Annotated in this window: 20 protein-coding genes; 8 read left to right on the top strand and 12 right to left on the bottom strand. The window is 69.4% G+C overall.

All coding sequences use genetic code 11. The annotated features are described in order from the left end of the window. Positions 1 to 20: 20 nt before the first annotated feature. The 3 genes from ACFY5A_RS14055 to ACFY5A_RS14045 are packed head-to-tail and all read left to right on the top strand — an operon-like array spanning position 21 to position 2,712. Entirely contained in the window at positions 21 to 653 is a 633-nt protein-coding gene (locus ACFY5A_RS14055) for a LysE family transporter (RefSeq protein WP_387234904.1), read from the top strand. Positions 654 to 676: 23 nt separating this feature from the next. Next, positions 677 to 1,357, top strand: a complete 681-nt coding sequence (locus ACFY5A_RS14050) for a response regulator transcription factor (RefSeq protein ID WP_387234901.1) — start codon at positions 677 to 679, stop codon at positions 1,355 to 1,357. Further along, a complete protein-coding gene (locus ACFY5A_RS14045) occupies positions 1,354 to 2,712 on the top strand; it encodes a HAMP domain-containing sensor histidine kinase (RefSeq protein ID WP_341942214.1) in 1,359 nt (452 codons plus the stop codon). Before ACFY5A_RS14050 ends, ACFY5A_RS14045 begins: the two co-directional genes overlap by 4 nt. Here ACFY5A_RS14045 and ACFY5A_RS14040 read toward each other — a convergent pair. The 3 genes from ACFY5A_RS14040 to ACFY5A_RS14030 are packed head-to-tail and all read right to left on the bottom strand — an operon-like array spanning position 2,661 to position 5,438. After that, positions 2,661 to 3,152 (bottom strand): GtrA family protein, encoded by a 492-nt coding sequence (locus tag ACFY5A_RS14040; protein ID WP_387234898.1) that lies wholly within the window; start codon positions 3,150 to 3,152, stop codon positions 2,661 to 2,663. The two genes, ACFY5A_RS14045 and ACFY5A_RS14040, sit on opposite strands and share 52 nt — an antisense overlap. After that, positions 3,145 to 3,903 (bottom strand): polyprenol monophosphomannose synthase, encoded by a 759-nt coding sequence (locus ACFY5A_RS14035; RefSeq protein ID WP_387234895.1) that lies wholly within the window; start codon positions 3,901 to 3,903, stop codon positions 3,145 to 3,147. Before ACFY5A_RS14035 ends, ACFY5A_RS14040 begins: the two co-directional genes overlap by 8 nt. Next, on the bottom strand, positions 3,900 to 5,438 hold the full coding sequence (locus tag ACFY5A_RS14030; protein WP_387234892.1) for a glycosyltransferase family 39 protein: 1,539 nt from the start codon (positions 5,436 to 5,438) through the stop codon (positions 3,900 to 3,902). The genes ACFY5A_RS14035 and ACFY5A_RS14030 overlap by 4 nt, the downstream gene beginning before the upstream one ends. Positions 5,439 to 5,537: 99 nt before the next feature. Here ACFY5A_RS14030 and ACFY5A_RS14025 point away from each other — a divergent pair, with 99 nt between their 5' ends. The 3 genes from ACFY5A_RS14025 to ACFY5A_RS14015 are packed head-to-tail and all read left to right on the top strand — an operon-like array spanning position 5,538 to position 6,669. Further along, positions 5,538 to 5,885 (top strand): metallopeptidase family protein, encoded by a 348-nt coding sequence (locus tag ACFY5A_RS14025; RefSeq protein WP_105674937.1) that lies wholly within the window; start codon positions 5,538 to 5,540, stop codon positions 5,883 to 5,885. Continuing rightward, positions 5,882 to 6,178: an ATP-dependent Clp protease adapter ClpS gene (clpS, locus tag ACFY5A_RS14020; RefSeq protein WP_387234889.1), complete on the top strand. Its 297-nt coding sequence runs from the start codon at positions 5,882 to 5,884 to the stop codon at positions 6,176 to 6,178. The genes ACFY5A_RS14025 and clpS overlap by 4 nt, the downstream gene beginning before the upstream one ends. Beyond that, the gene (locus ACFY5A_RS14015) at positions 6,175 to 6,669 is read left to right on the top strand and encodes a DUF2017 family protein (protein WP_387234886.1); all 495 of its coding nucleotides are present in this window, start codon (positions 6,175 to 6,177) and stop codon (positions 6,667 to 6,669) included. The genes clpS and ACFY5A_RS14015 overlap by 4 nt, the downstream gene beginning before the upstream one ends. 4 nt (positions 6,670 to 6,673) lie before the next feature. Here ACFY5A_RS14015 and ACFY5A_RS14010 read toward each other — a convergent pair whose 3' ends face one another. From ACFY5A_RS14010 to gatC, 6 genes are read right to left on the bottom strand one after another with little or no spacing between them, the layout of a single operon-like run. Then, on the bottom strand, positions 6,674 to 7,255 hold the full coding sequence (locus ACFY5A_RS14010) for a hypothetical protein (protein WP_387234883.1): 582 nt from the start codon (positions 7,253 to 7,255) through the stop codon (positions 6,674 to 6,676). Next, entirely contained in the window at positions 7,239 to 7,556 is a 318-nt protein-coding gene (locus tag ACFY5A_RS14005) for a hypothetical protein (protein ID WP_387234880.1), read from the bottom strand. The genes ACFY5A_RS14010 and ACFY5A_RS14005 overlap by 17 nt, the downstream gene beginning before the upstream one ends. Before the next feature lie 36 nt (positions 7,557 to 7,592). After that, positions 7,593 to 8,849: a DNA polymerase IV gene (gene dinB / locus ACFY5A_RS14000; RefSeq protein ID WP_387234877.1), complete on the bottom strand. Its 1,257-nt coding sequence runs from the start codon at positions 8,847 to 8,849 to the stop codon at positions 7,593 to 7,595. Positions 8,850 to 8,900: 51 nt separating this feature from the next. Further along, positions 8,901 to 10,415, bottom strand: coding sequence for an Asp-tRNA(Asn)/Glu-tRNA(Gln) amidotransferase subunit GatB (gene gatB / locus ACFY5A_RS13995; protein WP_387234874.1), 1,515 nt, complete (start codon positions 10,413 to 10,415; stop codon positions 8,901 to 8,903). Next, on the bottom strand, positions 10,415 to 11,932 hold the full coding sequence (gene gatA / locus ACFY5A_RS13990; protein WP_105674927.1) for an Asp-tRNA(Asn)/Glu-tRNA(Gln) amidotransferase subunit GatA: 1,518 nt from the start codon (positions 11,930 to 11,932) through the stop codon (positions 10,415 to 10,417). The genes gatB and gatA overlap by 1 nt, the downstream gene beginning before the upstream one ends. Further along, positions 11,929 to 12,228: an Asp-tRNA(Asn)/Glu-tRNA(Gln) amidotransferase subunit GatC gene (gene gatC, locus ACFY5A_RS13985; RefSeq protein WP_341942223.1), complete on the bottom strand. Its 300-nt coding sequence runs from the start codon at positions 12,226 to 12,228 to the stop codon at positions 11,929 to 11,931. Before gatC ends, gatA begins: the two co-directional genes overlap by 4 nt. Before the next feature lie 67 nt (positions 12,229 to 12,295). Between gatC and ACFY5A_RS13980 the strand changes: the two genes are divergently transcribed. Next, entirely contained in the window at positions 12,296 to 13,996 is a 1,701-nt protein-coding gene (locus ACFY5A_RS13980; protein ID WP_341942224.1) for a long-chain-fatty-acid--CoA ligase, read from the top strand. A 45-nt stretch (positions 13,997 to 14,041) separates the two neighbouring features. Further along, positions 14,042 to 15,871 (top strand): DEAD/DEAH box helicase, encoded by a 1,830-nt coding sequence (locus ACFY5A_RS13975; RefSeq protein WP_181155903.1) that lies wholly within the window; start codon positions 14,042 to 14,044, stop codon positions 15,869 to 15,871. A 117-nt stretch (positions 15,872 to 15,988) separates the two neighbouring features. Here the strand turns inward: ACFY5A_RS13975 and ligA are convergent, their stop codons facing one another. From ligA to ACFY5A_RS13960, 3 genes are read right to left on the bottom strand one after another with little or no spacing between them, the layout of a single operon-like run. Next, on the bottom strand, positions 15,989 to 18,355 hold the full coding sequence (gene ligA / locus ACFY5A_RS13970) for an NAD-dependent DNA ligase LigA (protein ID WP_105674917.1): 2,367 nt from the start codon (positions 18,353 to 18,355) through the stop codon (positions 15,989 to 15,991). 38 nt (positions 18,356 to 18,393) lie between these two features. Beyond that, complete coding sequence (mnmA, locus tag ACFY5A_RS13965) at positions 18,394 to 19,491, bottom strand: tRNA 2-thiouridine(34) synthase MnmA (protein WP_387234870.1); 1,098 nt, start codon at positions 19,489 to 19,491, stop codon at positions 18,394 to 18,396. Positions 19,492 to 19,535: 44 nt separating this feature from the next. Beyond that, complete coding sequence (locus ACFY5A_RS13960) at positions 19,536 to 20,696, bottom strand: cysteine desulfurase family protein (protein ID WP_387234867.1); 1,161 nt, start codon at positions 20,694 to 20,696, stop codon at positions 19,536 to 19,538. Positions 20,697 to 20,779 lie beyond the last annotated feature (83 nt).

The raw sequence follows: 20,779 nt of genomic DNA, 5'->3' as shown, positions 1-20,779 counted from the left end.
GCGAGCCCTAGAATGACGACGTGTCTGTCGCGCTCTGGATCTCGCTGCTCACCGCGTGCATCGTGATCAGCTTCACCCCCGGCGCCGGTGCCATCAACACGATGTCGAACTCGCTCAGTCAGGGCTGGCGGCGATCGATCTGGGGCATCATCGGGCAGCAGATCGCCCTCATCATCCATGTGGTGATCGTCGCAGCGGGCGTCGGCCTCATCGTCTCCCGCTCGGAGATCCTCTTCAACGTCATCCGCTACGCGGGCGCCGCCTACCTCGTGTATCTCGGCATCCGGCTCATCCTGACGAAGCCGACGATCGCCTCCGAGGACGAGGCCGCGCTCGCCGAGGTCCCCCGCGAAGGCCGCTGGTCGATGATCCGTCGCGGCCTCTGGGTCAATCTGCTGAATCCGAAGGCCATCGTCTTCTTCCTCGCCTTCATCCCGCAGTTCGTCCGTCTCGACCAGCCCCAGCTCCCCCAGTACCTGACGATCATCACGACATCGATCGTCGTCGACGTGATCGTCATGTGGGGCTTCTTCGCCGCGGCGGCCCGTCCGTTCCGGCGGCTCACGCGGTCCGCGAGAGGTCAGCGCGTGCTCAACACCGTCTTCGGCGTGCTCTTCATCGCGGTCGCTGCGCTTCTGGTGCTGTTGCACTGAGGTCGCTGACATAGACTCGCGCTGTGTCTACCCGGGTGCTCGTCGTCGATGACGAACCTCTGCTGGCCGGCCTCGTGGCACGGCATCTCCAGCGTGAAGGGTACGAGACGGAGACGGCCGCCGACGGCATCGCCGCCCTCTCCGCGGCCTCGACCCGGGGTTTCGATCTCGCAATCGTCGACGTGAACATGCCGGGAATGACCGGATTCGAGTTGTGCCGACGTCTGAAGCAGCATGACGAGCAGATCAAGGTCCTCATGCTGACAGCGCGCAACGCGATCGACGACCGCGTGCACGGCCTCGATTCCGGCGCCGACGACTACCTGATCAAGCCGTTCGACTTCGCCGAGCTGTTCGCGAGACTCCGCGTGCTGACCCGCCGCGACGCCTCCCTCCGGCTCCGCCTCACGGCCGGCGATCTCACGCTCGCCGTCGACCGGGGGACGGTCGCCGTGGGTGGCGAGGAGGTGCTCCTGAGCAGGCGCGAGTTCGACCTGCTGAAGACGCTGGTCCAGCGGCTCGGGTCGACGGTGGCTCGATCGGAGCTGCTCGCGGAGGTCTGGGGCTCAGAGCACTTCCAATCGAACGTGGTCGATCAGTACGTGGGCTACGTGCGCCGGAAGCTGGAGGCCGCGGGGTCCGCTGCGCAGATCGTGACCGAGCGCGGAGTCGGTTTCCGTCTGCTCGCAGAGGACGATCGATGAGACGTCGACTCTCCCTGCGCGCCAGGGTCACGATCGGCTCCACCGTGGCCGCCGTGCTCGTGCTCGCCATCGCCTCGGCCATCGTGTTCGCGCAGTTGACGGGCATCGTCGAGCAGAAGGAGAAGGCGGTCCTCCACGGCATCACCGAGGTCTACCGCGGGGTGATCCAGGACAATCCGGATGCGCGTTTCGAGAAGCCCGGTGCGAACCAGCACGTCGCGATCGTCGCTCCGGATGGCGTCGAGCGGATGAACACGCTCCCCGAGGGCGTCGCGGACCGCGTCGCCGAGTTCATCGCCGACGGTCCCCGCCTGCACAGCGTCAGCACGCCGCAGGAGGGCTTCTACGTCTACGTAGACCCCGTGGAGACGGCAGACGGCACCTGGTACGTGCTCGCGACGAGGGACGCGGACATCGCCGACGACGTGCTCTCCGAGGTCATCCTCCTGCTGACCGGCATCCTGCTCGTCGGAGCGCTCGTGTTCGCTCTCGGCTCGTGGTTCGTCACGGGCGCCGCGCTCCGCCCGGTGGAGAGGATGCGGCGCAGTGCGGAGTCCCTCGTCGTGTCGCGTCGCGGCGAGCTGCTTCCAGTCGGAGCATCGCGCGACGAGCTCGCCGATCTCGCCCGCACTCTGAACGACCTCCTCGAACGCATGCGTGCGGCCAGCGACCGGGAGCGCCAGATGGTGTCCGACGCGAGCCATGAGCTCCGCAACCCGCTCGCCGTCCTGCAGGCGCAGCTCCAGCTCGTCGACGGGTTCGATGCCGCCGCCGACGCCGCCGTCCTCGACGACGCCCGCGCGACTCTCACTCGTCTGACGAGAACCGCCGATGCGCTTCTGCAGCTGTCACGGATCGACTCCGTCGACGGCACCGGTGCGGCCACCGTGTCTCAGCTCGCCTCGACCCTGACCGACAGCATCGACCGACTGCGTCTGCGCTCCTCGGAGCTCGGCCCTGAGCATGAGCTCGATCTCGACTTCCACGTCGTGGTCGATGCGGAGTCCGCCGTCGTCCCGATCTCTGCGGACGACTTCGGGAGGATCGTGGAGAACCTCGTCGACAACTCGATCGGCGCGGCGGACGGCCCGGTGAGCGTCACCGTCACCCTCACGCAGTCTCTCGCCGCGATCGAGCTCTCCGTGAGCGACGACGCGGGAGGATTCGACCCGGAGGTCGCACAGCGCGCCTTCGAGCGATTCGTGCGCGGAAGCGCACCTACCTACCCCGGAAGCGGCCTGGGCCTCGCGATCGTCGCCCGACTCGCCCAGAAGGCGGGAGGGGTAGCTCGCATCGAGAACCGTCAGGGCGTCGGCGCGACCGTCGTCGTGACCTTCACGGCCTCCCGGGTCTGATCTCCGCGCTCCGCGAAGACCCACCAACGATACGCCGCGAAGCGGACGGCCGAGCCGGCGAGCAGGCCGATCACGTTCGTGGACACGTTGTCATCGACCGTCGTCGTGAGGTTCAGGAGGTAGTGCGACACACCGAGGCACAGCAGCGAGACCCCGCTTCCGATGAGGCTGGCGATCAGGAACTCGACCGCTTCGCGCGCGGCATCCGCTCTGCGGCGATCCCGGAAGGTCCAGAGCCTGTTGCCGACCCAGTTCACGACGATCGCGAGGGCCGTGGACACGACCTTCGCGACCATCGGCCAGGCCGCGACCGGCATCGGATGCAGCAGGAGCAGGTTGAACACGGCGACGTCGACGATCAGTCCGACACCGCCGACGGCGGCGAACTTCACGATCTGCGCGGCCAGTCCCCCGAGACGTGGCCGACGGCCCTCAGACACGGGCCACCTCCGCATGCGTCGTGTCGAGGCGGTCACCCTTGCCGAACCTCCTCTCGATGCCCCAGCGGGTGACCTGGCGCAGCGCTTCGAACACGATGCGACCCGACATCTTCGACTCGCCGTGCAGGCGGTCGTCGAAGGTGATGGGAACCTCGGCGATGCGGCATCCGGTGCGCACGGCACGGTCGAGCATCTCGATCTGGAAGCAGTAGCCCCGGCTCGTCACCTGTTCCGGTGCGATGCGGCGGAGAGCCTCGGTGCGGAATGCGCGATAGCCGCCCGTGATGTCCTTGTTCGGAATGCGGAGGAGGAGGCCGGCGTAGAGGCTCCCTGCTCGAGAGAGGAGATACCGTCCTGCGGACCAGCGCTTTACCGCGCCGCCGGCGGCCCAGCGCGATCCGATGACGACATCCGCCGAGTCCAGCGCGGAGAGCATCGCAGGGAGGTCCTCCGGGCGATGGGAGCCGTCCGCATCCGACTGGACGATCACCTCGTACCCGAGCGCGGCCGCCTCGGCGAAACCGGCGATGTATGCCGGGCCGAGGCCCTGCTTCTCCGCTCGATGCAGCACCCTCACCTGCGGCATGCGAGACGCGAGCAGGTCGGCCAGTTCCCCGGTGCCGTCGGGAGAGGCGTCATCGACGATGAGCACGTCGACGTCGGGCGCTTCCGCACGCAGCCGCCCGACGACCTCGGGAAGGGATTCGATCTCGTTGTACGTGGGCAGGACGACCACGATGCGCTCGTTCATGATGGTGTTCCCTTCTGGAACTCGTAGACGACGGTGCGATTGATGTCCGTACGCGAGACCTCGGTGAATCCCGCCCGCTGGAGAGCTGCGACGTCCGCGTCAGCGGACCCGGTCGATCCGGTCTCCAGGAGCCACACGGTCCCGGCGGAGAGGTCAGGAGCGACGGACTCGACGGTGGCCAGGCGATCCCAGAGCCCGTCGGTGTCATCTGCGGCGGTGATCAGCTGCGGATCGCTCATGCCCTGGAACGCCTCCGGGTACAGGCGGTAGACGAGCCGCGGGGCACGCGAGGGCCTGGTGCCCGTGCCGAACAGAACCGTGTCACCCGGTCGCCCGATCGACGCGACCTGCGCGGCGGCGGCCCTGCCGTCGGCGCCGCCGTCCTTCGCATACACGCCGCGCTCGTGCACGAACTCAGGCGCGAGCAGGAGCGCTCCGAGGATGATCAACACTGCGGACGAGCCCAGGAGGCCCCGTCTGCCTGCCGCCCCACGCGCCAGATCGAGGATCGCCCAGACCCCTGAGGCGAGGAGCATCGCGACGGCTCCGAGGCTGAAGGAGAGATAGCGGGGGTTGTAGGTCGGCGAGATCAGGACGTCGATGAGCACCAGCACGATGCCGGGGGCGAGAAGCCAGACGATGACGGGGGCGGCGCCCTCCCTCCGCGGCCTCCGCAGCACGACGGCGATGATGCCGATCAGGAGCACGGGGATCAGCAGCGCCGCCGCTTCGACGTGGCCGAACCACGGCGTCACGAACCAGCCCGTCGGCGTCATGTACCCACGGCGGGCGAGGAACTCCACCTGGCCCTTCTGCTGCTGGGCGCTCATCATGATCGGCAGCGCGAGGACGGCGGCGAGCACCATCGACACCAGCCAGCGGCGGAGGACCCGAGGATGGCGCGTCCACGCGCGGTCGACGAGGAGGACGGTGAAGTGCACCAGGGGCATGAGAAGCAGATAAAGGAAGAACGTGGCGCTCACGGCCACGGCGACGCCGTAGAGGATCCAGCCGCGCCGTCGTCCGTCTCGATCCACGAGCCGGACGAAGAGGATCGTGACCCACACGGCGGCGGCCGCGGCGATCGCGTACCCTCGCGTCTCGATGGCGAGAACCCCCGCCCGGGGGATCACCGCGATCAGGATGCCCGCGAGCACGCCGGTGCGGCGATCGAACCAGCGCTCGCCCAGGACGACGACTCCGGCCGCGAGGACACCGATGCCGAGCGCGCTGAGCGCCCGCGTCGACCATTCGGTGCTGCCGAACACGCCGATCCACAGGTGGAGCAGCGAGTAGTAGAGACCGTGCACGGCATCCACCGTGCTCAGCTCGGCGAAGAGGCTCGGCCATGAGCGCTCGGCCGACAGCACGCTGGCGGCCTCGTCTCCCCAGTAGGACGGCACCCCGGCGCCCAGATACGTGACGAGCGTGACGCCGACGCCGATCGCGATCGGCGCGCGCCACCGCGCACGGGGACCGCGGACGGCATCACGGATCCGCGGGACCTCATCTGCTGCGCGCTCCAGAACGACCATGCACCGAGCTTCCGCCCCGCGCTTCTCCATCCGCTCCGAAAAGAGGCCGCCGTTCGTGAGAGAACTCACATCCGCCTCTAGCCGAATAGGCTGGACGAGATGGAGATGGATGCGGACGCCTTCGAGGAGCTCGTGATCGACGAGCTCGATCGCCTGCCCGACGACATGGTCGACGGGCTCGACAACGTCGTGTTCGTCGTCGAGGACCGCCCCGAGGACGGCACCCTCGACCTTCTCGGGTTGTACGACGGACTCGCGATCACCGAGCGCGGCCAGTACGGCATGGGAGAGCTGCCGGATCGCATCGTCGTGTACCGCGAGCCGCATCTCGCCGAGTGCGACGACCTGGATGAGCTCCGCGACGAGGTGCACACGACCCTCGTCCACGAGATCGCGCACTTCTACGGCATCGATGACGAGCAGCTGCACGAGCTGGGGTGGGCATGAGCACTCCTGCCGCCTCCCCCGAACTCGATGAACAGCTCGATCTGTCCGCGGCTCCGATGGAGCCCTGGCAGGTCGTCGTCTGGAACGACCCCGTGAACCTGATGAGCTACGTCGTGCGCGTCTTCCGCACGTACTTCGGCTACTCCCTCGACCGCGCCACCCAGCTCATGCTCGCCGTCCACCACGACGGGCACGCGATCGTCGCCACCGGGCCTCGCGAGACCATGGAGGTGCACGCGCAGGCGTTGCACGACTTCGGGCTCTGGGCCACGGTCCGGAAGGCGCCCACATGAGCGCGGCGACGGTGCGGATCAGCATGGCGCCGATCGAGGCGGTCCAGCTCGCGGAGATCCTGGGCGAGTTCGCCGATCTGGTCGGCGGGCAGCGCGACCTCAGCGACCCCGCCGTCGTGCGGTTGACACCGAACGCGTACCCCGACGACGCGGATGCCGCTGACGAGTTCGCGGCGGCCACACGAGACGACCTGCTCGACCGGCGCTCGGCGGACACCGCGACCGTCCGCGCCGCGCTGGAGCCGCTGCGCTCCGAGTTCGCCGATCTCACGGAGGAACAGGCGTTCGCCGAACACGATCTCGCCATCGAGGCGAGCGACGTCGACGCGTGGCTGCGGACGCTCACGGCGGTGAGGCTCGTCGTCGCCACCCGACTCGGCATCGTGGACGATGAGCATCACGATCCGGAGGACCGACGGTTCCACGTCTACGACTGGCTGGGCTACCGACTCGAGCTGCTCATCGAGGCCGCAGACGAGTCTCTCGACTGACCGACTAGGGAACGTCGATGATCCGCGTGGCCAGCTCGCGTGGAGCATCCCGCTCGATGTGCCGCGACTCCTGAGCGGCCCACCTCTCCCAGTGCGGACGGTAGGTCTCTCCATCACGCGCGAGCGCCCTGGCCTTGCGACCGGTCTCGGCGGACTCCACCCACACGCGCACATCGGCGATCGCCGCGCTCGCCGCGGTGAGGATGCCGCTTCCCTCGATGATCAGCCCGAGTGCCGGGTTGACCGCGTAGCTCTCGGCCTCTGCGCCCTGTTCCCAGTCCCAGCGGTTCCAGGTGCTGTGGTATCCCCGCCCGTGCGGCCGCAGGATCCGTTCGAGCGCGCGTTCCGCGCCCGCGTCGAGGCCATCCCACCCCGGGTAGATCGAGTCCAGCGCGATCAGCTGCACCGGCCCCGCGACGGGCCAGCGCGACGCGACACGACGCGCAAGCGAGGTCTTGCCCGCGCCGCTGCGGCCGTCGATCAGGACGACGGGGTTCGCTGCCGCGAGGGCGCGGATGTCGGCCTCGATGAGCCCGGCCGCACGGTCGAGCGCAGCGGCTACCGGATCGTCACTTCTTGAGAGCACGGATGATGCGGGTGATCGCACGACCGGCGATCCAGACGAACGGACCGGCGACGACGAGGAGGGTGATGATGTTCGGCTCGAACCGGAGGCCCTCTTCGCGGCGGATGTAGACGCCGACGGGCACCGCGATGCCGCCGCCCGTTCCGCCCTCTCCCGCGTCGGCGCTGCCGCCGGCGAACCCGGTGATGGCCAGGGCGACGGGCGTGATGCTCGCGCCGTCGACATCCTGGGGCTCGCCGTACGCGCTCTTCACGCCGAACGAGGCGGCCTGCTTACCGAGTTCCAGTGCAATGTGGGGCATGTGTCCACGCTAGCCGACCCATCGGACGGATGGGCCTCAATCCAGGCCGTGATCCTTCGGATGCCGCGCGGCTCCTCGCCCCTCTCCCCGTCCGATGTGGCGCGCGCGGGTGATGGTCGCCGTGCCGAACCTCGCGACGGCGTCGTCCATGGCGCCCTCGACCCTGCGCCAATCCTCATCGTCATCCCACAGGCCGATGCCTCCGCCGCCCGCGGGGCGCAGCTTCTCGGCGCGGACCCCCACGAGACGGACCGGATCCCGGCTCTCGATCTGCTCGAACAGCGTCTGCGCCGCCTCGCCGATGCGCTGACCGACCGCTGTCGGCTCCGCGAGGGTCTGCGATCTGCTCAGGGTGCGGAAGTCGTCGAAGCGCACCTTGATCGCCACCGTCCCGGTCTCCCACTCCGCGCGTCGCAGGCGAGCGGCGACACGGTCGGCGAGTCGGAGCAGCTCCGCGCGCAGGAACACGCGATCGGTCACGTCCGTCTCGAAGGTCTCCTCATGCCCGATGCTCTTCTCGATGCGCTCTGTCTCGACCATGCGCGCGTCTTCGCCCCGAGCGAGCTGCGCGAGACGGATGCCGAGCGCCGGCCCCACGGCACGGTCCAGCATGTCCTGAGAGCTCTCGCGGATGTCGCGGATGGTCCGGATGCCGCGCCCCTCCAGTGCCTCGGCTGCTTTCGGCCCCACACCCCACATCGCCCGGACCGGCCGCGGCGCGAGGAAGTCGAGGGTGTCGGCCGCGGCGACCACGAGCAGTCCGTCGGGCTTCGCCATCGTCGACGCCATCTTCGCGACGTGCTTGGTCGCGGCGACCCCGACGCTGCAGGTGATCCCCACCTCGTCCTGCACGCGTTCGCGCACGAGCTGCGCGATGCGAGCGGGACTCCCCCAGAGCCTTCTGACGCCGTGCACGTCGAGGAAGGCCTCGTCCACAGACAGCGGTTCGACCAGCGGTGTGAACGATTCGAAGATCGCCATCACCTGCTTCGACACCTCCTGATACCGGTGGAAGTGCGGCAGGACGATGCGTGCGGACGGGCAGAGCCTGATCGCCTGCGACACGGGCATCGCGGCGCGGACGCCGTACCTGCGGGCTTCGTAGGAGGCGCTGGAGACGACCGAACGTCCGTCCGGCGCCCCGATGATCAGCGGCAGACCGCGAAGACTCGGGTCGTCGAGAACCTCGACGCCGGCGTAGAACGCGTCCATGTCGACGTGGAGGATCCGCGTGCCCGTATCGTCGGCGCCGTCGGGCGAGACGATGCGCCCTCTGCCGTCGCCGTGTCCCATGAGTCCATTGTCTCCCGGGCCTCTGACATCGGGCCCGGGAGACGATGACGACTACTGCGCCGCGCGCTCCAGGACCAGTTCGCGCACGCGGGCGGCGTCGGCCTGGCCCTTCATGGCCTTCATGACCGCGCCGATCACGGCCCCGGCGGCCTGGACCTTGCCGTCCTTGATCTTGGCGAGGACGTCGGGCTGTGCGGCCAGTGCCTCGTCGATCGCGGCGATCAGCGCGCCGTCGTCCGACACCACGGCGAGTCCGCGTCCGTCCACGACCTCCTGCGGGGTGCCTTCGCCGGCGATGACGCCCTCGAGCACCTGCCGGGCCAGCTTGTCGGTGAGCGTGCCCGCGTCGACCAGCTTCTGGAGCGCAGCGACGTTCTCCGGGCTGATCAGGTCGGACGCATCCTTCTCCTGCGCGTTCGCGAGGCGGGTGATCTCGCCTGTCCACCACTTGCGCGCGGTGGCGGGCGTCGCACCCGCGGCGATCGTCGCCTCGACGACCTCGAGCAGGCCGCCGTTGCGGACGTCCTGGAACTCCAGGTCCGTGAAGCCCCACTCCGCCATCAGCCGACGACGACGTGCCACCGGCTGCTCGGGGAGCGCGGCGCGCAGCTCCTCGATCAGTTCGGCGGCGGGCTCGACGGGCAGCAGATCGGGCTCCGGGAAGTAGCGGTAGTCGTCGGCGTCCGACTTGGGGCGGCCCGGCGAGGTCGTGCCGGTGTCCTCGTGCCAGTGACGGGTCTCCTGCGTGATCCTCCCGCCGTCGGCGAGGATCTGCGCCTGGCGCTGGATCTCGTAGCGGACCGCGCGCTCGACCGAGCGCATCGAGTTGACGTTCTTGGTCTCGGTGCGGGTGCCGAGCTTCTCCTGACCGCGGGGGCGCAGCGAGACGTTCGCGTCGCAGCGGAGGTTGCCGCGCTCGAGCCGAGCCTCCGAGATGCCGAGGCTGCGGACGATGTCGCGGATGGTCTGGACGTACGCCTTGGCGACCTCCGGTGCACGGTGCTCGGCGCCGAAGATCGTCTTGGTGACGATCTCGACCAGCGGCACGCCCGCACGGTTGTAGTCGACGAGCGAGTACTCCGCACCCTGGATGCGCCCGGTCGCGCCGCCCATGTGGGTCAGCTTGCCGGCGTCCTCCTCCATGTGCGCGCGCTCGATCGGGATCTGCACGATCGTCCCGTCCTCGAGCTCCACCTCGACGGACCCCTCGTACGCGATCGGCTCGTCGTACTGCGAGATCTGGTAGTTCTTGCCGAGGTCGGGGTAGAAGTAGTTCTTCCGCGCGAACCGGCTGGACTCGGCGATCGAGCAGCCGAGCGCGAGACCGAGGCTGATCGACGAGCGGATGGCCGTCTCGTTCACCACCGGGAGGGACCCGGGCAGGCCGAGGTCCACCGGCGCGATGAGCGTGTTCGGCTCGGCCGCGTGATAGGCCTCGTTCGCCGGGTTCGGCGCGTCCGAGAACATCTTCGTGTTGGTGTTGAGCTCGACGTGCACCTCGAATCCGAGCACGGGCTCGAACAGTTCCAGCGCCTTGTCGAAGTCCATGAGCTTGGCGGTGGCCATCAGCGGGTCCCTCCCACGAGCTGCGGTGCACGGCTGAGCAGCGGGGCACCCCACGAGTCGAGCAGCACGGCCTCGAGAGCCGCGCCGACCTTGTACAGACGGGCGTCCTCACGCGCCGGAGCGATGAACTGGATGCCGACGGGCAGGCCGTCCTCGGCGGCGAGGCCGCTGGGGATCGAGATCCCGGGGACCCCGGCGAGGTTCACCGGGATCGTCGTGATGTCGTTGAGGTACATCTGCAGCGGGTCGTCGATCTTCTCGCCGAGCTTGAACGCCGTGGTCGGCGCCGACGGCGTGGCGATCACGTCGACCTCCGCGAAGGCGTTCGCGAAGTCCTGCTGGATGAGGGTGCGGACCTTCTGCGCGCTGCCGTAGTAGGCGTCGTAGTAGCCCGCCGACAGCGCGTAGGTGCCGAGGATGATGCGGCGCTTGACCTCGTCGCCGAAACCGGCGTCACGGGTCGCGGACATCACGTCCTCGACCGTCGGGTTGCCCTCGGGGGTGACCCGCAGACCGAAGCGCACCGAGTCGAACTTCGCGAGGTTGCTCGACGCCTCCGCGGGAAGGATCAGGTAGTACGCGGCGACGCCGTACTCGAAGTGCGGGGCTCCGATCTCGACGATCTCGGCTCCCTGCGCCTCCATGAGCGCCAGCGACGCACGGAAGGACTCGGCGACACCCGTCTGGAAGCCGCTGTCCGGCAGCTCGCGGATGACACCCACCTTGAGGCCCTTGAGCACGTCGCCCCTGGCTCCCTCACGAGCGGCTGCCGCGAAGGACGGCCACTGGTCACGCAGCGAGGTGGAGTCCTTGGGGTCGTGTCCGCCGATCGCATCGTGGAGCAGACCGGAGTCGAGCACCGTGCGGGACACGGGTCCGACCTGGTCGAGGCTCGACGCGAGTGCGATCGCACCGTAGCGGCTCACGCCGCCGTAGGTGGGCTTCACTCCCACCGTGCCGGTGACGTGCGCCGGCTGCCGGATCGAGCCGCCGGTGTCCGAACCCAGCGCCAGCGGAGCCTCGAAGGCGGCCACTGCAGCGGCGGAGCCTCCGCCGGAGCCGCCGGGGATGCGGTCGAGATCCCACGGGTTGCGCGTCGGACCGTACGCCGAGTGCTCGGTCGACGAGCCCATGGCGAACTCGTCCATGTTCGTCTTGCCGAGCGGGATGAGGCCCGCTGCGCGAGAACGCGCGACGACGGTCGCGTCGTACGGGGACCGGTAGCCCTCGAGGATGCGCGAGCCGCTCGTGGTCGGCTGGTCGGTGGTGACCAGCACGTCCTTGATCGCGAGCGGCACTCCGGCGAGGGGGCCGAGGTCCTCCCCCGCGGCGCGGCGGGCGTCGAGCTCGGCGGCGGCGGCGAGAGCGCCCTCGTTCACATGCAGGAACGCGTGCACGTCGCCGTCCACGGCCGCGATGCGGTCCAGGTGCGCCTGCGTCGCCTCGACGCTGGACACCTCGCGGGCGGCGAGCTTGTCGGCGAGCTCCGCCGCGGTAAGGCGGATGATGTCGCTCACTGCTCTTCTCCCAGGATCGCGGTCACGCGGAAACGGCCGTCGGCCTCGTCGGGTGCGTTCTGGAGCACCTGCTCGTGCGTGAGCGTCTGCCCGACGACGTCGGGGCGGAAGACGTTGCTCAGCGGGATCGGGTGGCTCGTCGCCGCGACGTCGGCGGTGGCGACCTCCGACACCTTCGCGATGTTGTCGACGATGGCGTCGAGCTGGCCCGTGAGCCGCGTCACCTCGTCGTCGTTCAGCTGGATGCGCGCGAGCACGCCGAGATGGCGCACAAGATCAGGGGTGATTTCAGACACGCCTCAAGTCTAGTCAGCGCACTCACCGCTCCCGCGCCCCTCTGCGGACCCGGCATATGCTGAGCACGTGAGCACGTTCCAGCCTCCTCGCCCGTGGGTCGCCAGCTACGCAGCCGGCGTCCCTGAAGACCTCGCTCCCGTCGAGGGTTCGCTGATCGACATCGTCGCGGCATCCGCGAGGGACTACCCGGATGCCCCGGCGCTGCAGTTCTTCGGCAGGGAGACGAGCTATGCGCAGCTGCAGGATGCGATCGACCGCGCCGCCGCGGGGCTGCGCGATCTCGGCGTCAAGGCCGGCGACCCCGTGGCGATCGTGCTTCCCAACTGCCCCCAGCACATCGTGGCGTTCTACGCCGTGCTCCGGCTGGGCGCGGTGGTCGTCGAGCACAACCCGCTGTACACGCCGCGGGAACTGCGCAAGCAGTTCGAGGACCACGGCGCGAAGCACGCCATCGTCTGGAACAAGGTCGTCTCGACCGTGCAGGAGTTCCCGGCCGATCTGGCCGTAGCCAACCTGATCTCCGTCGACGTCACGCGGGCCATGCCGTTCCTCACGCGCGTCGCCCTGCGTCTGCCCGTCGCGAAGGCGCGCGAGTCCCGCGCGGCCCTCACGGAGAGCGTGCGCGGCACGATCACGTGGGACACACTGGTCGGCTCATCCCCGATCCCGGCGTCACACGCGAAGCCGCAGACCGACGACCTCGCGATCATCCAGTACACGTCCGGCACCACGGGAACCCCGAAGGGGGCCGCACTCACGCACCGGAACCTGCTGTCGAACGCGGCACAGGCCCAGGCCTGGGTGCCGTCGATCCAGCGCGGCAAGGGCTGCGTCGTCTACGCCGTGCTCCCGATGTTCCACGCCTACGGTCTTACGCTGTGCCTCACCTTCGCGATGTCGATGGGTGCGCGCCTCGTGCTGTTCCCGAAGTTCGACCCCGACCTCGTGCTCGACGTCATGAAGAAGCATCCGGCGACGTTCCTCCCGCTCGTCCCGCCGATCGCGGACCGGCTGCTCTCTGCCGCGAACGCTCAGGGCGTCTCCCTGGAGGGCATCGAGGTCGCGATCTCCGGCGCGATGGCGCTGCCGCACGAGCTCGTCGTTCCTTTCGAGAAGGCCACGCACGGGTATCTGGTGGAAGGCTACGGACTGAGCGAGTGCTCCCCCGTGCTGATGGCGAACCCGGTCGCCGAGAACCGGGTCCCGGGAACCGTCGGACTGCCGCTCCCCGGCACGGAATGCCGCGTCGTCGATCCCGAGAACCCGACGCAGGACGTGCCGGAGGGCTCGCCCGGCGAGCTGATCGTGCGCGGACCGCAGGTGTTCTCCGGCTACTACGGCAAGCCGGAGGAGACCGACGCCGTGTTCGTCGACGGCTGGTTCCGCACCGGCGACATCGTCACCGTGGACGACGCCGGCTTCATCCGCATCGTCGACCGCATCAAGGAGCTCATCATCACCGGCGGCTTCAACGTCGCGCCGACCGAGGTCGAGAACGCCCTGCGGCAGCATCCCGATGTGTCGGATGCCGCCGTCGTCGGCCTTCCGAGCGATCACTCCGGCGAGGAGGTTGTCGCCGCGATCGTCGTCGACGGAGCGAAGGACGTGGATGTCGAGGCCATCCGCGAGTTCGCCCGCGGCATCCTGACCCCGTACAAGGTGCCGCGCCGCATCTTCGTCGTCGACGAGCTGCCGAAATCGCTGATCGGCAAGGTCCTCCGCCGCCAGGTCAAGGAGAAGCTGCTGGCGCTGACCAGCGGTTCCTGACTGCGCGCCCAGGCGCGATGGGGTCGGAGACGCTACCCTTGGTCAGTGACTGAAGAAGACGCTGTGCCCACCGACGCCCCCTCGACCCCCGGATTCGAGGAGCTCGGCATCACCGGGCCCGTCCTCAAAGCCATCAAGGACCTCGGCTACGAGACCCCCTCACCCATCCAGGCGGCGACGATCCCCACCCTGCTGGCCGGCCGCGACGTCGTCGGCATGGCGCAGACCGGAACCGGCAAGACCGCTGCGTTCGCCCTGCCCGTGCTGGAGCGCCTCGACATCTCGCAGAAGACCCCGCAGGCGCTCGTGCTCGCTCCGACCCGCGAGCTCGCGCTCCAGGTGTGCGAGGCGTTCGAGTCCTACGCGTCGAAGATGAAGGGCGTGCACGTGCTGCCCGTCTACGGCGGTCAGGGCTACGGCGTCCAGCTGTCGGCGCTGCGTCGCGGCGTGCACGTGGTCGTCGGCACCCCCGGTCGCATCATGGACCACCTCGCCAAGGGCACGCTCGACCTGTCGGAGCTGCAGTACCTCGTGCTCGACGAGGCCGATGAGATGCTCAAGATGGGCTTCGCGGAGGACGTCGAGCAGATCCTCGCGCAGACGCCGGAGGAGAAGCAGGTCGCCCTGTTCTCCGCGACGATGCCTCCGCAGATCCGCCGGCTCGCGCAGCAGTACCTGCGCGACCCCGAAGAGATCAGCATCAAGTCGAAGACCGCGACGGGCACGAACATCACCCAGCGCTACCTCGTGGTCTCGTACGCGCAGAAGGTCGATGCACTCACCCGCATCCTCGAGGTCGAGAACTTCGACGGAATGATCGTCTTCGTCCGCACGAAGAACGAGACCGAGACCCTCGCCGAGAAGCTCCGCGCCCGCGGCTACTCCGCCGCCGCCATCAACGGCGACGTGGCGCAGGTGCAGCGCGAGCGCAGCGTCAACCAGCTCAAGGACGGCAAGCTCGACATCCTCGTCGCCACCGACGTCGCGGCGCGCGGTCTCGACGTCGAGCGCATCAGCCACGTCGTCAACTTCGACATCCCCACCGACACCGAGTCGTACGTGCACCGCATCGGCCGCACCGGACGCGCCGGGCGCAAGGGCGACGCGATCAGCTTCATCACGCCTCGTGAGCGCTACCTGCTCAAGTCGATCGAGCGCGCGACGCGCCAGGAGCCGACGCAGATGCAGCTGCCGAGCACCGATGACGTGAACACCACGCGTCTCGCACGCTTCGACGACGCCATCACCGCGGCGCTGAGCGAGACGGCACGCATCGAGAAGTTCCGCGACATCATCGCCCACTACGTGCGCAACAACGACGTGCCGGAGTCCGATGTCGCCGCCGCTCTCGCGATCGTCGCACAGGGCGAGACGCCGCTGCTGCTCGACCCGTCGAACGACCCGCTCTCCAAGGCCGTCGAGGCCGACAACCGTCCTCCCCGCGAGCGCGGAGCGCGTGACGCGCGCGAGCCCCGCACAGAGCGTCGAGGACGCGGCGACTACGCCGCCTACCGCATCGAGGTGGGCCGCCGTCACCGCGTCGAGCCGCGCCAGATCGTGGGCGCGCTGGCCAACGAGGGCGGTCTCGGCCGCGACGACTTCGGTGTCATCAACATCCGTCCCGACTTCTCGATCGTCGAGCTTCCGGCGAACATGGACGCCTCCGTGCTGGAGAAGCTCCGCGACACGCGCATCTCCGGCCGTCTCATCGAGATCAAGCCCGACCGCGGTCCGCGCGGCGGTGCACGCCGAGACGGCGACCGCCCGTCCTACGGCGACCGCGGTCCGCGACAGGACCGCGGAGAGCGCTCGTTCCGTGACGATCGCCCGGCCCGCGAGGACAAGCCGTTCCGCAAGCCGCGCCACAAGGCCTGATCGGCGCCGACCGGGCGCTCAGGGAGTCCTGAGCGCCCGGTCGCGCTACATCAGCCTCGTGCGAGCCGGGCGGCGAGATTCACCAGAGCCTTCGAGCGATCAGTGGACCGTAGCGCTTCACTCGAGTGCCGACGGGCCCTCGGTCACCAGCAGGTGGAACTGCGCCGCGTCCAGGATGCGGATGCCGAGCTCCTCCGCCTTCGCGAGCTTGGATCCGGCGCCGGGGCCTGCGGCGACGAAGTCGGTCTTCTTCGAGACGCTCGAAGCGGCCTTGCCTCCCGCCTTGAGGATCGCCTCCTGCGCGCCGTCACGCGTGTACCCGTCGAGAGAGCCGGTGGCGACGACCGTGAGACCGTCGAGCACACCTCCTTCGACGACTGCGGCTCCAGGACCCGGATGGCCCGGAGTCGACCATTGCACGCCCGCGTCCGCCCAGCTCCGGACGATGTCCTGATGCCAATCGACCTCGAACCAGGCGAGGAGCGAGTCGGCGATGATGCCCCCCACGCCCTCGACAGCCGCCAGGTCTTCACGCGAAGCCGCACGGATCGCATCCAGGGACCCGAACCACTGCGCCAGGGCGCGTGCCGCGACCGGTCCGACGTGGCGGATGTTGAGCGAGACGAGGAGACGCCAGAGCTCCTTCGTCTTCGCCTTCTCGAGCTCGGCGAGGAGTTTCGTGGCGGCCTCTGACGGCAGCACCTCGCGATAGTCCTTCCTGACTCCGAGGCGGCGGCGCTCCGCGGCATCCATCGCCTCCGTGCCCGGCGGGTACTGCGCAGGGCCGAGCTTCTGGAACGGCGCCCGACGCACGAGCTCACCGGTCTCCTCGTCGACCTTGGGCTCGCCCGTCTCGGAGTCGCGCACGACCACCGAGATCGGCACCAGATCGCCGAGCGCGAGGGAGAACAGCCCCGCCTCCGTGTCGAGAGGTGCGACCGCCGGCGGCTCCGCCTGCGTGAGAGCGGCGGCGGTGACCTCACCGAGCACCTCGACGTCGAGCGCGCCGCGAGAGCCGATGTGCTCGACGCGACCGCGGACCTGTGCGGGACAGGAGCGCGCGTTCGGGCAGCGGAGGTCGATGTCGCCCTCCTTCATCGGACGCAGCGGGGTCCCGCACTCCGGGCAGTCCGCCGGCATGACGAACTCCCGTTCGGTGCCGTCGCGCTTCTCCACCACGGGTCCGAGCACCTCGGGGATCACGTCCCCCGCCTTGCGCAGGACGACCGTGTCGCCGATCAGCACGCCCTTGGCCTTCACGACGTCCTTGTTGTGGAGGGTCGCCTGACGAACCACGGAACCGGCGACGTGCGCAGGGGCCATCACGGCGAACGGCGTCGCCCGGCCGGTGCGTCCGACGGACACCACGATGTCGAGGAGCGTCGTCTGGACCTCCTCCGGCGGGTACTTGTACGCGATCGCCCAGCGCGGGGCGCGACTGGTCATGCCGAGCTCGTCGTGCAGCGCGAGTTCGTCCACCTTCACGACGATGCCGTCGAGCTCGTGCTCGATGTCATGACGGTGCTCGCCGAAGTGCTCGACGAACCCGATGACCTCGTCGATGCTCGTGCAGACCTTCGCATGAGGGCTCGTCGGCAGGCCCCAGCCCGCGAGGAGCTCATAGACCTCGCTCTGCGCGGAGACCGGAGGGTTCTCCCACGCGCCGATGCCGTGCACGTACATCGCGAGCGACTCGATCCGCAGCAGACCGGCCTCGAGTTCGAGCCCGTCCTTCTTGTCGATCTGCTGGCGGAGACCTCCGCTCGCGGCGTTGCGGGGATTGGCGAATGCCGGGAAGCGACGAGCGGCCGCCGCACTCGCCTTCTCCTCGTCGAAGGGCTTCTTCGCTCCGCTGCGGGACTCCCAGCGCGCGAGGGCATCGGCGTAGGCGCGCTCGCGGAAGGACGCCTGCGCGGCGTTGAGGCGCTCGAAGGCCGCCACGGGGATGAACACCTCGCCGCGTACCTCCACGATCGACGGATGCCCCGTGCCGCTCAGCCGTTCGGGGATCTCGGGCAGGCGCAGGGCGTTCTCGGTGACGATCTCGCCGACACGGCCGTCTCCGCGTGTCGCCGCGGACGTGAGCACGCCGTCCTCGTATCGCAGGTTGATCGCGAGTCCGTCGATCTTGAGCTCCGTGAGCCAGTTCACATCGCGCCCCGCGGCGGCCCGCGTCTTCGCTGCCCATTCGCGGAGCTCCTCGATGGAGAAGACGTTGTCGAGGCTCAGCATCCGCTCGGCGTGCTCGATCGTGTCGAGCCCCGTCGACTCGGCGGCGCCGACCATCTGCGTGGGCGAGTCCTGCCCCTGCAGCTCCGGATGCAGCCGCTCCAGCTCTTCGAGGCGGTGCATCCAGCCGTCGTAGGTGAAGTCGTCGACCACCGAGGTGTCGCGTCCGTAGTACGCGTCTTTCGCCTCGAGTATGAGCGTGGTCAGCTGTTCGGCCTCGGTACGGGCGTCTTCCAGCGAGATGTTCTCCGGCACCCCGTCAGTCTACGATCGGGGGCCGACATCGCACGGCTCTAGACCCCGGCGGGCACCGCCGACACGGTGCGGTCGATCGTGAACTGCCCGAGGACCCTGGTTCCGACGTACAGCACGGCCGTCTGCCCCGGCGCGACGCCGTCGAGCGGCACCTCAGGCACCACCCGCAGTCCGTCCGGCTCCACGAAGGCCTGCGCGGGCGCCGGCTCGGCGTGGGCGCGGATCTGCACCTCGCAGGCGAAGGATCGCTCATCGGGCCCCGCACCGGCCCAGCTGAAGCGGCGACCCGAGATCTCCGCCGTCGCGAGAGCCTCCTTGGGGCCGACGACAACGGTGTTCGAGACGGGCCGCACCTCCAGGACGAATCGCGGCTTGCCGTCGGCCGCCGGCACCCCGAGCTTGAGCCCCCGACGCTGGCCGACCGTGTACGCGTGCGCGCCCTCGTGCGAGCCGACGACGGCGCCCGCGCGATCGACGATGTCACCGGTGGCCGTGCCGACCTTCTCGGCGAGCCAGCCGCGCGTGTCCCCATCGGGGATGAAGCAGATGTCGTGGCTGTCGGGCTTCTGCGCCACGCTCAGGCCCCGCTCCTCCGCCTCGGCGCGGACGAGCGCCTTCGACGGCGTCTCTCCGAGCGGGAAGTACGTGTGGGCGAGCTGCTCTGCGGTGAGCACGCCGAGCACGTAGGACTGATCCTTCGCGTCATCGGCGGCACGATGCAGCTCGAGCCCCGAGTCGGTGGGGACGAGGTTGGCGTAGTGCCCGGTGCAGACCGCGTCGAAGCCCAGCTCCAGCGCTCTTTCGAGAAGAGCGGCGAACTTGATCTTCTCGTTGCAGCGCATGCACGGGTTGGGCGTGCGACCAGCCTGGTACTCGGCGATGAAGTCGTCGATCACGTCGTCGCGGAAGCGCTCGGAGAAGTCCCACACGTAGAACGGGATTCCGAGCAGGTCCGCTGCTCTGCGAGCGTCGAGGGCGTCCTCGATCGTGCAGCAGCCGCGACTGCCTGTCCGCAGCGTGCCGCCGGCGCGGGACAGCGCCAGGTGGACGCCGACGACCTCGTGCCCGGCGTCGACAGCGCGCGCCGCAGCGACCGCGGAGTCCACTCCCCCGCTCATCGCCGCAAGAATTCGCATCCGTCCAGTCTACGAGGGCACGGCTGGACGGGCTCCGAGTGCGTTCAACGCGCCGCAGACGCCCTCGCGTACGCATCCGCGATCGCGGAGAGCACCGCGTCGACGTCGGCGTCGGACGAGGTGCGCCCGAGCGAGAACCTCAGAACGCTGCGCGCGTCCTGCTCGCTGCGCCCCATCGCCATGACGACGTGCGACGGTTCGGCGACGCCCGCCTGGCAGGCCGACCCCGTGGATGCCGCGACCCCTGCCATGTCCAGGAGGAACAGCAGGCTCTCACCGACGGCTCCGGGGAACAGCAGGTGCGCGTTGCCCGGCAGGCGGTCCACCGGGTCGCCCAGCAGCACTGCCGCGGGGACGAGCGAACGGATGCCGTCGACCAGCCGGTCGCGGAGCAGGATCAGCCGCTCCGTCTCCGCGTCGAGCTCGGTGGAAGCCAGTTCGAGGGCGGCGGCGAACGCGGCGGCGCCCGGCACGTCCTGCGTACCCGCCCGAAGACCGCGCTGCTGCGCTCCGCCATGCAGGAGAGCGGCGATCCGCGCCGTGCGGGCGACGACGAGCGCCCCCACTCCGACGGGGGCCCCGATCTTGTGCCCGGCGACGCTCAGGGCGACGAGACCGCTCCCGCCTGACGCATCGCCGCGGAGAGCACGGAACGAGAGCGGGAGATGACCGAGGGCGGACACGGCGTCGAGGTGCAGCGGCACACCGGCATCTGCAGCGGCCGCGCTCAGTGCACGCGCGTCGTTGACGGTTCCGACCTCGTTGTTCGCGACCAGCGCGGTCGCGAGCGCAGCACCGGGCAGCGCCCGGGCGAAGCCGAAGACGGGGATGCGCGCCTCCGCAGTGACCGCGACAGGACGCAGCACGGCGCCCCCGGCGACCAACGAGGCGACGGTGTCCATCGTCGCGTGGTGCTCTGCATCCGGCATCACGATCGCGTCGGCGCCCTCCGCCCTCGCGCTCCACAGCCCCTGCAGGGCGAGGTTGATCGACTCCGTCCCGCCGGAGGTGAACACGACTTCGATGGGCTCGCATCCGAGCACCGCGGCCGCACGCTCGCGCGATTCCTCGAGCAGACGGCGGGCGTCCTGCCCCGCTCCGTGCGTGGACGACGCGTTTCCCACCACGTCGGTCGCCGTCAACCAGGCCTCGCGCGCCTCCGCACGGAGGGGCGTGGTCGCTGCATGGTCGAGGTAGTGGCGCATCCCTACAACTCTCCCCTATTTCCGGCACCGTGGCACACGGAACTGAGTACGCCCTGTCGTGAGACCCGAGCCCCGCCCCCTAA

The sequence above is a fragment of the Microbacterium sp. NPDC012755 genome (assembly GCF_042901325.1).
Taxonomy (GTDB): Bacteria; Actinomycetota; Actinomycetes; order Actinomycetales; family Microbacteriaceae; genus Microbacterium; species Microbacterium natoriense.
The sequence above is the reverse complement of the archived record's forward strand: the minus strand, read 5'-3'. Positions and strand labels throughout refer to the sequence as shown.

Excerpts from the sequence above, each read along its gene's own strand:
- ACFY5A_RS14025 (WP_105674937.1), top strand. The coding sequence starts at position 5,538 with ATGGAGATGGATGCGGACGCCTTCGAGGAGCTCGTGATCGACGAGCTC.
- gatB (WP_387234874.1), bottom strand. The coding sequence starts at position 10,415 with ATGGCCACCGCCAAGCTCATGGACTTCGACAAGGCGCTGGAACTGTTC.
- ACFY5A_RS14015 (WP_387234886.1), top strand. The coding sequence starts at position 6,175 with ATGAGCGCGGCGACGGTGCGGATCAGCATGGCGCCGATCGAGGCGGTC.
- ACFY5A_RS14030 (WP_387234892.1), bottom strand. The coding sequence starts at position 5,438 with ATGGTCGTTCTGGAGCGCGCAGCAGATGAGGTCCCGCGGATCCGTGAT.
- clpS (WP_387234889.1), top strand. The coding sequence starts at position 5,882 with ATGAGCACTCCTGCCGCCTCCCCCGAACTCGATGAACAGCTCGATCTG.
- ACFY5A_RS13960 (WP_387234867.1), bottom strand. The coding sequence starts at position 20,696 with ATGCGCCACTACCTCGACCATGCAGCGACCACGCCCCTCCGTGCGGAG.
- mnmA (WP_387234870.1), bottom strand. The coding sequence starts at position 19,491 with ATGCGAATTCTTGCGGCGATGAGCGGGGGAGTGGACTCCGCGGTCGCT.
- ACFY5A_RS14045 (WP_341942214.1), top strand. The coding sequence starts at position 1,354 with ATGAGACGTCGACTCTCCCTGCGCGCCAGGGTCACGATCGGCTCCACC.
- dinB (WP_387234877.1), bottom strand. The coding sequence starts at position 8,849 with ATGGGACACGGCGACGGCAGAGGGCGCATCGTCTCGCCCGACGGCGCC.
- ACFY5A_RS14005 (WP_387234880.1), bottom strand. The coding sequence starts at position 7,556 with ATGCCCCACATTGCACTGGAACTCGGTAAGCAGGCCGCCTCGTTCGGC.
- ACFY5A_RS14035 (WP_387234895.1), bottom strand. The coding sequence starts at position 3,903 with ATGAACGAGCGCATCGTGGTCGTCCTGCCCACGTACAACGAGATCGAA.